This is a genomic window from Richelia sinica FACHB-800 (assembly GCF_014698825.1).
Classification (GTDB): Bacteria; Cyanobacteriota; Cyanobacteriia; order Cyanobacteriales; family Nostocaceae; genus FACHB-800.
In genome coordinates this window covers 153,574-169,640 of sequence record NZ_JACJTT010000007.1, presented here as the reverse complement: position 1 = coordinate 169,640, position 16,067 = coordinate 153,574, and the positions used below count along the sequence as shown (strand labels likewise).

The following is a 16,067-nucleotide window of genomic DNA, read 5'->3' as shown; positions in this document are numbered from 1 at the left end:
TTGAAAAGTAGGGTTCGCAAGCTTTTAGCCACATCGGATAATTTACGTGAAGCAATGGAAATCGTTCTCAAGCAAGCAGCGTCCTAATTAATCTGGCTACAGCTATAAATAGGGTTTGCTGAATCAGTGTCTACTGTCAATACTTACGCATACTGCCTATATTAAGTGTGCTAATCATGATTGAGCACAGGAAAATTATTGAGATTACAGTATTATTTCTGAATTTTATTGATCACAAATATTCCACGTATTTTCCATATTTCACTGTTAAAAACAAGATATTGAGATATGTAAAAACAACAACCAAAATTTATGATTAAGCCATTACAAATAAGCAACAACCTAGTACAGCAAGCTGGAAAAGACCAAAGCAATTCTATTCTCATTGAAGATGAATATGTCATTTTCGTTCATGATGACAATCATATTCTTGGGATTAACTTTAGTGATGTTCAATCCCTAACTAATGGACAAGCTGATCATACTAGTACCTTTGACACAGAAAATCACCTGTTTAGTAATAATAACAGTAGCGATCGCCTCCCAGGTTTCGTTGATATCGAGATTCCCGACGGTAGTGAACGCAAGGATCACTCCACAAATGCTGATGGAGAAAATAAACTGCCATCTGGCAACGAAGATTTAGAAGCTGGTGCAGAAGTTGATACTTTATCTAGCGGAGATAGTCATCACTCTTTATTAGAACCAGTACAAAACAAGTCTCTCGATGATGGTTCAGGTAGTGACTGGGTATTTAACACTAGCGGTCAAGACTTAGTAGAAGCAGATGTGATAACAAACCTGTCATTATCTCCCAGCGGCAGTGAGGTGTTAGTTGCTTGCCCATGTCCAGATAATGAATATTTGATTGATGTGAATAGAGGCAATGGTGTCCCTACAGAATATTTGCCCTCAGATGAACAACAGACATTCTACAATGAGGGAACTAATTTTTCGGCTGAATTACCAGATTATCCCTTGGTAATAGAGTTCAACAATGGGGAAGAGAATCTTGAGTTAGTTGATAATTCTCACTTATATGTGCTGGATAGCGATATGTTTACATCTGGTCTGGGAATCGGCTTAGATAACAATAATCTGTTGCCCTTTACTGAAGAGGTAATTATGGTCATTGAAGACAGTAATAATTTCAGCCTCACAGAATTATCACTTGTTTATATTTAAGAGGATAACAGTGATAGGGTTTGCACAAAGGCTGAAATTTTCAGCCTAGAGATTGTCAATATATACAACATCTCCATAGTAATTTGGGGATTTTTGCTTTGGATGGGAGATGACACAAGCTTCAACCAGAGAAGATGACAGCGGTTGAGTAGACAAAAATTATCTTCATCAAGTACCAATAAACATCCCTATGCTTTGATACTTCAGGTGCTCATGTGGGCACAATAAACAATGAAGGTAACTTGAATCAATATCAAAGGTATTTTCATGAAGATGGCTAAAGATGAGAACAAATTAGCCCAATATAGGATTACCGAAACAATTCACGTAGGAACACGGACATTAGTTTATCGGGGTATCCGCATGACTGATAATTTTCCGGTTGTCCTCAAATTGATGCGGAAAGAATTTCCTACTTTCAATGAACTGGTGCAATTTCGTAATCAGTATACTATTTCTAAAAATATAAACATACCTGGTGTCGTTCAATCGTTGGGATTAGAACCTTATCAAAATGGTTATATCCTGGTGATGGCAGATGATGGAGGAATAGCACTAAATGAATATGTTAAACGCTATCCTCATCATAGATTACCTATAGGGGATTTTTTGGATATTGCTATTCAAATTAACGATATTTTAGCAGAAATTCACCGTCAATGTATTATTCACAAAGATATTAAACCCGCCAATATAGTTATCAACCCCATCACAAAACAAGTAAAAATTATTGACTTTAGTATTGCCTCTCTTTTACCAAAAGAAAACCAAAAATTAAAAGCTGTCAATATTTTAGAAGGAACTTTAGCCTATTTATCTCCTGAACAAACAGGTAGGATGAATCGCAGCATAGACTACCGGACAGATTTTTATTCACTAGGAGTGACATTTTATCAATTATTAACAGGAAAAATTCCCTTTGATTTTGAAGACCCAATGGAGTTGGTACATTATCATTTAGCGAAAAAAGCCACTCCACCGGATATCATTAACCCGAATATTCCTCCGATAATTTCCCAAATTATTGGCAAATTAATGGCAAAAAATGCGGAAGAAAGATATCAAAGTGCTTTGGGTTTAAAATTTGATTTAGAAACCTGTCGGCAAAGTTTAATTGCAACAGGTACAATCCCTAAATTTGTCATCGGTAGTAAGGATATTCAAGAAAGGTTTATTATTCCAGAAAAACTGTATGGACGAGAAAAAGAAGTAAAATTTCTTCTCGATGCTTTTGATAGAGTGAGTTTAGTCCAAACAGAGATGGTGCTAGTAGCTGGTTTTTCCGGTATTGGTAAAACGGCAGTCATCAATGAAATTCATAAACCCGTTGTTGAGAAACGTGGTTATTTTATTAAAGGTAAATTTGACCAATTTAATCGGAATATCCCTTTTTCAGCATTAGTCGCAGCTTTAAGGGATTTAATGGGTCAGTTACTGTCAGAAAATGATCAGCAATTGCACGAATGGCAAGAGAAAATTATTGCTGCTTTGGGAGAAAATGCCCAAGTCATCATTGATGTTGTGCCTGAATTAGAAGGTATTATTGGTAAACAACCAGCAGTTCCTGAATTATCAGGTAGTGCGAGTCAAAATCGCTTTTATTTATTATTTCAGAAGTTTTTACAAGTTTTTGCGACTAAAGACCATCCATTAGTAATATTTTTAGATGATTTGCAATGGTCTGATTTGGCTTCTTTGCAGTTAATTAAGTTATTAATTACTGAAAAAAGTAACTGTTATTTATTATTGATTGGTGCTTACAGAGATAATGAAGTCTCTCCAACCCATCCATTGATGCTGATGGTGGATGAAATTAGATTGTCAAATTCTCATTTAAAAACTATTACTTTAGCGCCACTGAGTGAATCAAAGTTAAATAATTTAATTAGCGATACTTTAGGTTGTAGCCAAAACTCATCCTTACCTTTAACTAAACTTGTATATCAAAAAACTCAAGGTAATCCATTTTTTGCTAGACAATTTCTCAAGTCATTATATCAAGATGGTTTAATCAAGTTTGATTGTCAAGCTAGCTGTTGGCAATGTGATATCACCCAAATTAATCAATCTACTCTGACAGATGACGTGGTGGTATTTATGACTATACAGTTACAAAAATTGTCTGCATCTACTCAACGGGCTTTGCAGTTAGCAGCTTGTATAGGAAATACATTTGATTTAAAAACTTTAGCCATTGTTTCTCAACAGTCGGAGATAGAAACCGCAGCTTGTTTATGGCAAGGGTTACAAGAGGGGTTGATTGTACCAAATAATGAGATTTATAAAATTTATGTGGGCAACGATCATCAATCACTGGGGGAGGATGTTGGTAAAACTGTCAGCTATAAATTCTTTCATGACCGAGTTCAACAAGCTGCCTATGCTTTAATTGCTGATAGTCAAAAGCAAATTACCCATTTCCAGATTGGGCAATTGTTACTGCAACAAATTGCTCCAAACCATCAAGAAGAACGAATTTTTGAAATTGTCAATCAGTTAAATTGTGGACAAGAACTGTTGACCAAAACTGAAGAAAAATTGCAGTTAGCTCAATTAAATCTCAGTGCTGGTTTAAAAGCCAAACTGTCAACGGCCTATGTAGATGCGATCGCCTACTTGACCACAGGCATCCAGCTATTACCCCCAGATTGCTGGCAAAACCAGGCTCAATTGACCTTAGCACTACATGAAGCAGCCGCAGAAGCTGCCTATCTCAACGGACATTTTGACCAGATGGAAACCTATGTAAAAGAGATATTAGACAACACAACCACCCTAGAAGATCAAATTACAGCCTATGAAGTCAAACTCCAAGGTTTAAAGGCTCAAAATCGTCTACAAGCAGCGATCGCTTTTGGCTTGGATGTTCTCCAGCATTTAGGTGTGGATGTACCTAAACAGCCTACCCAAGCAGATATTGAAGCAGTTATGTCCACTGTGTTGCAGGGTCTACCAACAGGAAGGATTGAGGACTTAATTGACTTACCAGTCATGACAGACCCTTTGAAACTAGCCGCAGCCAGAATTTTTGTGAGTTTAAGCCCCACTGCACATTTAGCTTTACCAGAACTTCTACCCATTATTGCCGCAAAACAAGTAGAACTGGCCTGGCAATATGGTAACGCTCCTGCTCATGCTCATGGTTATGCTACCTGCGGCATGATTTTATGTGGAGTATTTGGAGAAATTGAGTCTGGCTATGAGTATGGACAACTAGCATTAAAGTTAATTGAAAAACTCAAAATTAAGACATTTCGTGCACCTGGTATCCTTGTTGCTACCTGTTTCACCCAACATTGGAAACAGCATGTCAGAACTTGTTTACCGCAGTTATTTGATGCTTACACCGCGGCACTGAATACAGGAGATTTAGAACACGCTAGTTTTTCACTGCAATACTATAGCCATCTTGCCTATTTTAGTGGTTTGGTAGACTTGTCTACCCTAGCAGGGCAAATGCAAACCTATGGAGATTTTATTAGTAGTGTCAAACAAGAAAGTGTGCTGCAAATTCATCAAATTAATCTCCAAGCAGTGATGAATTTATTGGGAGAAATACAACATCATGACTATCTTGTTGGTCAAGTTTATGATGAACAAAAAATGTTACCTCTCCATTTAGCATCAAATCATCGTGGAGCTTTATATTATTTACATCTGCATAAATCATTTTTAGCTTATTTATTTGCAGATTATTCAGTAGCAGTAGACGCTTCTCTAGAGGCAGAAAATTATTTAGATGCGGGGGTAGGTTCTCTGATGACTCCCGTGTTTTATACCTATGATTCACTAGCCCTGCTATCAATTTATTCCCAAGTAGATAGTGGAAAAAGAACACAAATTTTAGAGAAAGTAGCAGCAAATCAGTCTCTGTTAAAAAATTGGGCTGATTATGCCCCCATGAATTACTTACACAAATTTTATTTAGTAGCAGCAGAACAATATCGAGTATTAGATGAAAAAGCTAATGCTTTGGAATTATACGACCAGGCTATTGCCACAGCCAAGGAAAATAGTTATATCCAAGAAGAAGCGATCGCTAATGAACTAGCTGCTAAGTTCTACCTTGATTGGGGTAAAGAAAAAGTTGCCCAGGCTTATATGGTGGAAGCTTATTATTGTTATAGTCGCTGGGGAGCAACAGCCAAAGTCAAGGATTTAGAAAAACGTTATCCCAAATTACTGTCCACAATTTTACACCCAGAAAAACTGCATTTTATTCCCACAGAAAACAGTGAGCATATTGGCACAATCAGCACAGTGGGGACTTTATCTAATCACCATATTTCTCACTCTATCGATGTAGCTGCCATCATTAAAATATCCCAAACTTTAAGCAGTAACATTGAATTAGATAAACTGCTATGGGAATTAATGCAAATCTTAATGGAAAATACAGGTGCGAAAAAAGCTGCCTTGATTTTACCGCAAGACAATTCCTGGGTGATAGCAGCTTACACAACTTTGGATCAGGAAGCCAGCATACTACAATCTATTCCTGTTTATACATCTGAAGATATTGCCATTGCTCCTATCAATTATGTTAAACATACAAGGGAAACTATTATCATTGATGACAATCTGCATTTAACGACCTTTGCATCTGATCCTTATTTACTACGAGTTCAACCCAAAAGTTTACTCGTTACTCCTATTTTTAACCAAGGTAAATTAATTGGTGTTCTCTACTTAGAAAATCAGCTTACTGCTGGAGTATTTACAAAAGAAAGATTAGAAGTTATTCAGTTTTTATGTTCCCAAGTAGCCATATCTTTAGATAATGCCCGTCTGTATGCACGTGCCCAGGAAAAATCACAACAATTAGAGCAATTTTTAGGATTACTTGCACAACAGGAAGCACAATATCGGAGTATTTTTGAAGCTGTAGCTGATGGCTTATCAATTATTGATTTGGAAACAGGGCAATTTGTGGCGGCAAATCCAGCTTGTTGCCAAATGTATGGTTACAAAATTGAAGAATGGTTAGAACTGGCTCCCGCTGACTTTATCCACCAAGAATATTTATCTAGCTTTGAAAGATTTATCACCGCAGTTAAAGCAGATCAAGAATTTAATGAAGAAGTGATTTGTATCCACAAAGATGGTCGGTTATTCCCTGTTGCAGTCAAAGCCAAAGCTTTTATCTATAATGGCAAACCCCATGCTTTATCGATTTTGCGAGATGTGAGTAAGCAGAAAAAAGCGGAAGCAGAAATTATCCAAAAATCATCAGCATTAGAAGCAGCATTACAAGAAATCAAAAATGTACAAATCCATTTGATTCAAAGTGAAAAAATGTCAGCTTTAGGCAATCTTGTGGCTGGAGTTGCTCACGAAATTAATAATCCTGTGGGCTTTATTGCTGGCAATATTCAACCAGCCTATGAAGGTGTGCAGGATTTATTTACTTTACTAGACCTTTATCAACAAACATTCCCTGAACCAGGCATTGAAATAGAAGAAGAAATCGCTAATATTGATTTAGAATATCTCCGTCAAGATATCCCTAAATTGATTGCATCAATGCAAGAAGGTGTAAAACGCATTCATAGTATTAGTAATAGTTTGCGTACCTTCTCCCGTGCTGATACTGAGTATAAAGTGCCTTTCAATATTCATGATGGTTTGGATAGCACTATTTTAATTTTGAAGCATCGACTGAAAGCAAATGATACTCGTCCAGCGATTGAAGTCATAACTAACTATGCAGATATACCCCAAATACAATGTTTTCCTGGACAACTGAATCAGGTGTTTATGAATCTGCTGGCTAATGCCATTGATGCGATAGAAGAATCAAATCTTGGCCGGAATTTCCTGGAAATTCAATCTGCCCCGAATCTAATTCATATTGCCACTAATTGGAGTCTTGATCGCCAATATATTGATATTCACATTCAAGATAATGGTGCAGGTATACCCCCAGAAGTAAAGAATAAAATTTTTGAACATTTGTTTACCACGAAAGCTGTAAATAAAGGTACAGGGTTAGGATTAGCGATCGCTCGACAAATTATCGTGGAAAAACATGGTGGTGGAATTACAGTCAATTCCACTCCTGGAAAGGGTACAGAGTTTATCATTTCCATCCCTATTGCTTAAGAAATAAATCTGCTGCTACTGCAAATTTTCGGTGTTCAGGCTGGCATTTACCCATGTAAAATATAATTATGTATATATCTATGCACGGTATATATGTGTGTACAGGCAATTAACAGGGTCTCTACTTATGAATCTCAACGTGAAAGTCCTTAAGTTATCAGGAATGTTAAATGCTCAAACAGGTGATAAACTCCGACAAGAAATCAGTGATTGTGCTGAGACTGGTGTAAATATTATCTTGGTAGATTTGAAGCATGTTAATTTTGTTGATAGCTCTGGATTAGGAGCTTTAGTATCTTCTCGGCAGATTCTGAATAAAGTCAATGGCAAGTTATTCATTTGTACAGTCAATGAGCAAGTGAAAGCGTTATTTGAATTGACAAAAATGGATAGAATTTTTCAAATTTTTGCAGATAGGGATGAATTTTATCGGCAAGTCTTAAACCTAAATATAAATTTTGTCACTATTGATTAACTAGAATATTTTCTTTATTTTCTGGTGAGTGGAATTGCTAGGAGCAATTTAAGTAAAGTTGACCTGAAGTAAAGATAAATCATCTGAGAAATTGCTTTTTTGGTTAACAGAGATAATTTGCTCTAAAAGTAGTTGCAAATTGTGATCACCACTGCGGGCATATTTACTCAACACAGCCGATAAAGCGTTGTAACCCCAAATATCTCCATCGGGAAGATGGATTTCATAAGCACCATCACTGAAAATGTATAGGGTGCTATGGGATGGAACTGGGATGACTGAATCGGCAAACTCGATATCAGGAATAAAACCAATGGGTAAATCTAGAGAGTTTAGTTTCTGAATTTCAAAATTTTGGTAAGGGTTCACCCCACAGAGTAAAGCTGGTGGATGACCTGCATTCGCATAAATTATTTGCTGCACAGAAGGTTGGTAAACTCCATACCAAATTGTAAAGTATTTATCACCATGGCTAGCCATGGGAAAAGCGTTATTGAGAGCTTTGAGAACTTCGCTAGGTTGATAAAAATTAGTATTGGGGAGAGATTGCGATCGCAACACATTCAATACAGACACGGATAATAGTGCAGAACCAACACCATGTCCTGATACATCCAATAGGTACATAACGAAATGATCATCATCTAACCAGTAATAATCAAAGCAATCACCCCCTAGTTGAGCAGAGGTAACAAATAGTGATTGTGTTGTTACTTTTCCTACTAAAGGACAAGGTAAAAGCGATCGCACATATTCTGCGGCCTCTGCTAACTCAGTTTCTAAAATTTGCTTTTGGGTTTGTAAAATATTGTTGAGTGTTTCCAGGTCTTGTTTTTGTGTTTGTAAATCTTTATACAGTTGATGCAACCTCAAACCAGCCCTCACCCTGGCTTTTAATTCGTTAATATCAATAGGTTTGGAAACAAACTCGTCCGCTCCCGCATCTAAACCTCTCACCCTATCTCCTGCTCCTTCCGGATTAGCTCCTTTGGCTGTTAATAAAATGAAGAATGTAGAGGCTAATTCTGGGTCAGCTTTAATTTGACGACAAACTTCTAATCCATCCATTTTAGACATAACCCAGTCACAAATAATCAAAGCTGGATTTAATCGTTGTGCTTGAGCAATGCCTTCTTCACCATTACTAGCTGTTTCTACGTCATAACCTTGGTTTTGTAGTGTTTTGCTCAAAGCTAATCGGATAATAGGGTCATCATCAATGATGAGAATTTTAAACATAGATTTTATTTAACTGGTTGTTGATTGATAATCAGCATCTCTCATCAAGATTGTTTATCAATTACGAAAATCATAGCTGTAGAAGTGGTGAATTACTCAGGATTGAATGATTTGGATGTTTCACCCACCTAAAAGCGATTAATTAAATGATTTTAGAAATGATTTTAGAATAGAATTTATTTAATTAAAATTTTATTTTCATCGTCAGACGATGCCTGGTTTAAAAAGTATTTTCTGGTGAGGTCAAGCCGTGGATACGAAAATATATCTAAAAGTCAATACTGATTTAAACGTTTATCGAGAAGTTTTATCTTGGTTTGACCAACTCAACCAGCCTCCTATTCAGGATAAAAAAATCTGGTGGCAATGTCAAACATTATTATTAGAAGGCTTTACAAATATTGTGGAACATGCTCACAAAAATTTACCTATAGAGACACCAATTGAAATAGAAGCTGTCCGTTCTCCCCATACTATCGAAATCCGCATCTGGTCTTTTGGCCAACCTTTTGATTTACAAAAAAAACTACGTGAAACTCAGGAATTAGAAGAAAATAATCAAGCCCGTGGTCGAGGATTAAAAATTATGGACAAATTAGCAGATCATCTCAGCTATGATTTAATGCCAAATCAGCGTTATTGCTTATTCATACAGAAATTTTATTAAAGAGAATTGCGGTTAGCTAAAAAAATAGAGATGCGGTGGACATAGGTTTCCATTTCTGCCACTAAATTATATGTGCCCCTTCGCTCTTTTTCCCTTGCCATTGTTTCCAGCTTTTCTGCTAATTTTTGAATATTAGTCGCGCCAATATTACCGCTAGTTCCTTTTAAATGATGTGCTTCTCTGTATAGCTGTTCACAGTCGTTGGCTTGAATTGCATTTCTTGCAGCTTCTAAATGTTTTAAAGTATCTTCCACAAATAGTTGTAGAATTTCCCACTCAAATTCAGTGTTATTTTCTGATAATTGATGTAAGTGTTGCCAATCAATATCTAAGGCAAATAAATTTTGGTCTAGGTCAGTTATAGGCAGAACTGGTAAAGTTTCTTCTGTTTGGTTAGCGAAAATTACTTGACTCCAATGGTCTAATACTGCTGCTAATTTATCTTTAATGACTGGTTTACTTAAATAATCGTTCATTCCTGACCGGATACAGTTTTCCTTATCCTCTTTCATGGCATTAGCTGTCATGGCAATAATCACAGGTTGACGACCACTGGCAAAGGATTTTGGCTGCCAACAGCGCATAGCTCTAGTTGTTTCTAAACCATCGAGAATGGGCATTTGGCAGTCCATTAAAATCAAATCATAAGGAACTTTTCTAATTAACTGTAAAACTTCTTGACCGTTAGCAGCCACATCAGCATCATAACCAAGAATTTGTAGTAACTTTTGAGCTACTTTTTGATTGACTAAATTATCTTCAGCAATTAAAACTCTTAATTTCGGTGACTTAATAAGTGGGGATGGAGAAGTTGGGATAAAATTGGAAGGTGATGGCAGATTTTCTGGCTGGAGATCATTTTCCAAGTCTGAGGTGGTGACTAGGATATTCATGATCGTATCTAGAAGTCGGGATGGTTTAACAGGTTTGAGCAAATAGGCGGCAAATCCTGTTTTAATCGCCTTCTGGACTTCATCTCTCTGATTAGTGGAAGTTAACATAATCATAGACACAGAAGCGATCGCTAAATTAGTCTTGATTTGAGAACCAAGAGTAATACCATCTACCCTTGGCATTTGCATATCAATAACAGCCACATCATAGGGATTTCCTGCCTCTACCGCAGCTTGTAAAGCTATGATTGCGGTGGATGCGTCCTCTGCTTCGTTCACATCCATTCCCCAGCGACTGACTTGTTGATGGATGATTTTGCGATTTGTGGCATTATCATCTACAACTAACAAGCGGCGATTTTGCAGTAATTTTAATTCTGGTAATGGTGCATGGGACTGAGCTTGCTTGATAAAAGGAAGTTCAAACCAAAATTGGGAACCTTTGCCAATCTCACTATCAACAGCAATGTTACCTCCCATTAAATTCACCAACTGCCGACAAATGGCTAGTCCTAAACCCGTTCCTCCATATTCACGGGTAATAGATGCATCGACTTGGGAAAATGGGTGAAACAACTTCTCCCGGTCTTGAGGAGAAATGCCAATACCTGTATCTGCAATAGTAAAGCGAATTACGGCTGTGGTGGGAGTTTCTGATTGCAATTCTACTCTGACTATCACTTCACCTACAGTGGTAAATTTAATCGCATTACTAATCAAATTCATCAAAACTTGTCGTAAGCGACTAGCATCTCCTTGCAAAAAATTGGGAACATTCGGTTGAATTAAGGCAGCGATTTCTAACTGTTTATTGTGGGCTTGGGGTGCTAATAAATCTAATACTTCTTCCACACAGTTGGATAAATCAAAATCCAGATTTTCCAACATCATTTCCCCAGCTTCTAGCTTGGATAAATCTAGAATTTCGTTGATCAGAGAGAGTAAGGCATCACCGCTAATGCGAATAGTTTCTACAAAATCTCGTTGTTCAGGGTTGAGGGTTGTTTCTAACAACAGTCCAGTCATGCCTAAAACAGCATTCATGGGGGTACGAATTTCGTGGCTCATATTTGCCAAAAAAGCACTTTTGGCATGGGAAGCTAACTCAGCTTGTTGACGGGCATGTTCTAGTTCTAGACGTTGGAATTTTTCTGCTTCTAGTAATTTTGCTTGGGCTAGGGCGATGCCGATTTGGTCAGCCAGGGACTGTAAAAGTTCCATTTCCCAAGTTTGCCAATAGCGGGGTTTGTCACATTGATGGGCAATTAATAATCCCCAAAGTTTATGGGTTAAGAAGAGGGGTATGACTAGGTTAGCTCTCACACCCAAATTTTTGAGCAATTGCACATGGCAAGGTTCCAGCCCACTGCGTTCTATATCATGGAAAATCCCTAACTGACCTTGATAGTATTTCTGAATATAAGTTTCTGTAAAACAGTTATCAGTAATCTTTTGCCCGGTTAACACAGGAATACCAGGGATGACTGCTTCTTTGACCATATTCAAACTACCATCTGGCAGTAGGTGCATGATCACTACTCGGTCTGCCTGAAGTAGCTTTTGGACTTCGGTGACGCTGATTTGCAGGATTTCGTCAATTTCTAGGGAGTCGCGGATTTTTAGGGTGATATCACCTAATAATTGCGATCGCAAGTTTTGCCGTTGTAGTTCTTCTTCCGTCAGTTTGCGTTGGATAAATTGACCGATTTGGTTGCCAATGGAATTCAAAACCTTCAGCAAATCTCCATTCGGTTGCTGGATTTTGTGGCTAAAAAAGGTCATCACACCCAGGATTTTATTTTCGCTACAAATAGGAAAGCCAAAACCTGCTCTGATTCCTAGCTTTTGGGCTATTTGCGATCGCACAAATTGACCATCTTCCAGCACATCCGGCAGCCATATCGGTTCATTTTTAGCCCAAATACGTCCAGGTAAACCAATTCCTAAGCCAAAAGTCACCTGTCTGGTGATAATTTCCCACTCTTGGAACTCAGAAGATCCCCCATCCCAAATATCCAGACAATACAAAAAATTGGCTCGTTGATTGACCAGCCAAAATTCCCCCCAATCCCAACCCAAACTTTTACCGATTCTTTGCAAAATCCGCTGGGTGGCTTCGTTCATCCCTAGAGATTCAGCCAAGGCGCTACTTACAGCATATTGAATTGCTAATTCCTGTTGCGCTCGTTTACGCTGGCTAATATCTCGACAAACACAAATCAATCCTCCCTGTTCTAACAGGGTGAAAGAAACTTCTTCAGGAAATGTAATACCGTCTTTTTTTCTGGCAATTGCTTCTCCACGCCAATAACCTTGGCTGGATAATTCAGGTAATACCTGCTCTTCCCACCATTGGACTTCCACAGGAGAGTAAAGAGTTTGTAATTTTTGCCCTAGCAATTCTGCTGCATCACTATATCCAAACATCTGGATATGAGCACTGTTGAGATAAATGTACTCATAATTTTGATTGAGAATAGCGATACCATCCGTGGCAGCTTCTACCGCTGTGATTTGGCGCTGGAGATAGTCTTCCGTTTCTTTGCGTTCTGTAATATCAATCCCAGTCCCCACCACATATTCCAGGTTGCCTTGAGGATCGTTGAGAGTGGTAGTTGACCAGGTAGTCAATCTTTGGGTGCCATCCTTAGCAATCAAATAGTGTTCATAATTATTTCTGCCTCTAGTGGTTTGAATATGTCGGAAATTAGCTTTAATTTGCTCAACTTCCTGGGGAGCTATGCACACATTCCACAAATACCTGCCCCGCACTTCTTCAAAGGAGTAACCTGTAACCTGCTCACAAGCTTGATTAAAGCGGACAATTCGTCCTTGGTGATCCAACACCATGACCAAGGCACTAGCGGTATCTAGAACGGCAGAAATAAAATTGCGCTCGTGTTTGAGGACAGATTTGACTTTTTGTTGGTCTTGAACTACCCGATACATCAGGTAGTAGAGCACAGAAAAAGAGAAAAAACCAGTCAAAATAGCGATCGCTACTGTGGCGATAGTATTGCGTTTGCTCACTGTTGCCAAGGCAGACTGTTGCTCAATCCATGCTTTTTCCTGTTGTTCAATCTCAATATTCAGCTGGTTAATCTCACTCATCAAACTTTGAGATTGCCTAATGCTTGGCTCTACAGACACAGGCAAATTATTTGCTGCTCGTAATTTAATTGTTCTTTGTAATTGGGCTAATTTTTGGTTGATTAAATTCTCCAGTTTATTTATTTGTTTTTGCCTAGATGCCTTGAAGGGTAAAGACTTCAAGGTTTTCAATTCTTGATCAATATTTTTAACGGCTCTTTGATAATGGTCTAAATCTGATTGATTACCCGTGAGTAAATAACTACGCTGTCCGATTCCGGTATCCTTCACCAAAGAAATTAATTTTTCTTGGCTATTAATTTGCCTTTGACTATTTTTGACTTCACTATCAGCTGTGATAAAGACTTTGGCATAATAATATGCCAATCCACCGAGCATCAATAATATTGTCGCTGCTAAAATCAATCCTCCCTTCATCTTTTTCGAGAAGGGAAAAGCAAATTTGTTAAAAATAGGAGAATGGTTTTCTTCCGCCTGTGTTAAGGATAGACTATGATGGATGCGTCGCCTTTCTAATTGATACAGGGCTTGACGAGCAATAATTTTCAATCCCTCTATTTGCTCAGGTGTTAAATCCCTTGGTATGCGATCAATTACACACAGTGTTCCTAGCCCATACCCATCCGCAGTAATTAAAGGGACACCAGCATAAAAACGAATGTCCGGCTGCTCTGTCACCAAAGGATTATGGGCAAATCGCTCATCCTTGGTTGCATCAGGAACAACAAATACGTCACTCTGTAAAATCGCATGACTACAAAATGCCAAATCCCGGTGAGTTTCGGAAACATCTAACCCAACTTTCGATTTAAACCATTGGCGATTGGTATCAATTAAACTGATTAAGGCTATGGGAGTACCACAAATATACGAAGCTAGACGAGTGAGGTCATCAAAAGCCACTTCCGGCGATGTATCGAGAATTCTGTATTGTAACAGCGCCTCTATTCTTTGAGCTTCGTTATCAGGTAATGATGCTGTCATAATTAAACCTTAATCAATACCGACCTTCGTCAGGGGAGGCATGTATCATTAGTGGTGACTACATGATATCAGTTTCTCCTCAGTGACTGATACAAATAGCACAGCCTCCGCTAGCCTCTCACTCAAGACCATTGTACTTAAATATTGAAGCTGAGTCATTTTCTAAGCGGGCGGCGGGAATCGAACCCGCATTAATAGCTTGGAAGGCTATAGTTTTACCACTAAACTACGCCCGCAAATCGGCACATACATAACTATAACGTAATGGAATTAAAATTTCAAGTAGTTATTGAGAATTAATTGGTTGAATTTTAATTCGTACATACAAATTACTCAAAACAGGTTGAGAACCATTGTTGTTATAGGCAGCAATAAACTTTTCTTGTTTAAATACTTCATTTAGTGCTTGCTCATAGATGCTTTTTTCTGTGCGGAGTTTAGCTGGCGTAATATCGAGAACTACCGATTGCTGAAAGTTACCATTTTGATCAATTATTAAACTAGCTAGAATATTCGCAGGTTCTAGTCCACCCCCACTAGGTAGAAAACTCGGATCTATCTGTTTGTTGCTACTACCTTGATATTGGGGAAGCACATCGGGTAAAGCTTCATCTAGTAATATTCTCTGTTTAATTAATTGAGTAACTTCATTTTTGAGTATAGAACTGACAGTAGCGATCGCTCCACCATAAGTTGCTGTCTGTGTTGGTTCTGGCGTAGCTTCAGCCAGAGGAGGAGGAGAAACTTCACCTGTAGGTGTGGGTGTAGCTGTAGGCGTTTCTTCCTGTGTGGGTGCTGGTGATTCCCCCGGAATATCATTGGGTAGCTGTGTTCCCCGTCCTAATTTGATTTCTTGACGACGACCCCAAGGTAATTCTCCCGTTGGTGGTGTGACTATTGAAGGTTGGGGCTGGGGTGTTAATGTTGATTGCGGTGCGGGAGTTACCTGTGATTTGAACGGTTGACGTTGACGCTGCACTTGATTCCTTGTCACCTGTGGCTGAGGTCGTTGCTGCTCACTTTTAATGATTTCCGTTTGCCTGTTGCTGGGAGTGGGTTTTGGTTGCTTGACAACTGCACTAACAGAACTTTCCTGTTCCGTCGTCTTTGGTATTACTTGCGCCACCTGTGATGGAGGTTTTTCTACAGGTTTTGTTGATGGTGCAATTTCAACAAAGTCCACAGGAATTTCTGCACTTTGGTTGGACTGGGGAAACCAAAATTCCGTACCAGTGGATGAGGAATTTAACCACCAAAACACCAATAAATGTAGGCTAATGGAACTCAGAGTCACCACAAACCACAAAAAAGGTGGGTCTGTATGTTTTCTCCCACTAGCAACTGGAATAGAAGTTTTATCAGCAACCGATGTTGTCATGGGTTTCCAATTTATTATCTTTAATTTTTCATT

The 16,067-nt window shown here is 38.3% G+C and carries 7 protein-coding genes and 1 tRNA gene; 4 read left to right on the top strand and 4 right to left on the bottom strand.

Translation table 11 applies throughout. The annotated features are described in order from the left end of the window. Positions 1–312 precede the first annotated feature (312 nt). The 3 genes from H6G73_RS08375 (at position 313) to H6G73_RS08365 (ending at position 7,762) form a co-directional block, all read left to right on the top strand. Positions 313–1,185 carry a hypothetical protein gene (locus H6G73_RS08375; protein WP_190603180.1) on the top strand — a complete coding sequence of 291 codons (873 nt, stop codon included), beginning with the start codon at positions 313–315 and terminating at the stop codon, positions 1,183–1,185. A gap of 273 nt (positions 1,186–1,458) precedes the next feature. Further along, positions 1,459–7,287: an ATP-binding sensor histidine kinase gene (locus H6G73_RS08370; protein WP_190603178.1), complete on the top strand. Its 5,829-nt coding sequence runs from the start codon at positions 1,459–1,461 to the stop codon at positions 7,285–7,287. 127 nt (positions 7,288–7,414) lie between these two features. Beyond that, on the top strand, positions 7,415–7,762 hold the full coding sequence (locus tag H6G73_RS08365) for an STAS domain-containing protein (RefSeq protein WP_190603176.1): 348 nt from the start codon (positions 7,415–7,417) through the stop codon (positions 7,760–7,762). Between the two features lie 48 nt (positions 7,763–7,810). Here the strand turns inward: H6G73_RS08365 and H6G73_RS08360 are convergent, their stop codons facing one another. Further along, entirely contained in the window at positions 7,811–9,001 is a 1,191-nt protein-coding gene (locus H6G73_RS08360; RefSeq protein ID WP_190603172.1) for a SpoIIE family protein phosphatase, read from the bottom strand. Positions 9,002–9,251: 250 nt separating this feature from the next. On the opposite strand from H6G73_RS08360, the gene H6G73_RS08355 reads away from it, so the two are divergent. Next, on the top strand, positions 9,252–9,668 hold the full coding sequence (locus H6G73_RS08355; RefSeq protein ID WP_190603170.1) for an ATP-binding protein: 417 nt from the start codon (positions 9,252–9,254) through the stop codon (positions 9,666–9,668). Here the strand turns inward: H6G73_RS08355 and H6G73_RS08350 are convergent. The 3 genes from H6G73_RS08350 to H6G73_RS08340 form a co-directional block, all read right to left on the bottom strand. Then, positions 9,665–14,656, bottom strand: a complete 4,992-nt coding sequence (locus H6G73_RS08350; RefSeq protein ID WP_190603168.1) for a GAF domain-containing protein — start codon at positions 14,654–14,656, stop codon at positions 9,665–9,667. The two genes, H6G73_RS08355 and H6G73_RS08350, sit on opposite strands and share 4 nt — an antisense overlap. A 165-nt stretch (positions 14,657–14,821) precedes the next feature. Continuing rightward, positions 14,822–14,892 (bottom strand) — tRNA-Gly (locus H6G73_RS08345). A gap of 50 nt (positions 14,893–14,942) precedes the next feature. Beyond that, positions 14,943–16,034, bottom strand: coding sequence for a hypothetical protein (locus H6G73_RS08340; RefSeq protein ID WP_190603166.1), 1,092 nt, complete (start codon positions 16,032–16,034; stop codon positions 14,943–14,945). Positions 16,035–16,067: the final 33 nt, after the last annotated feature.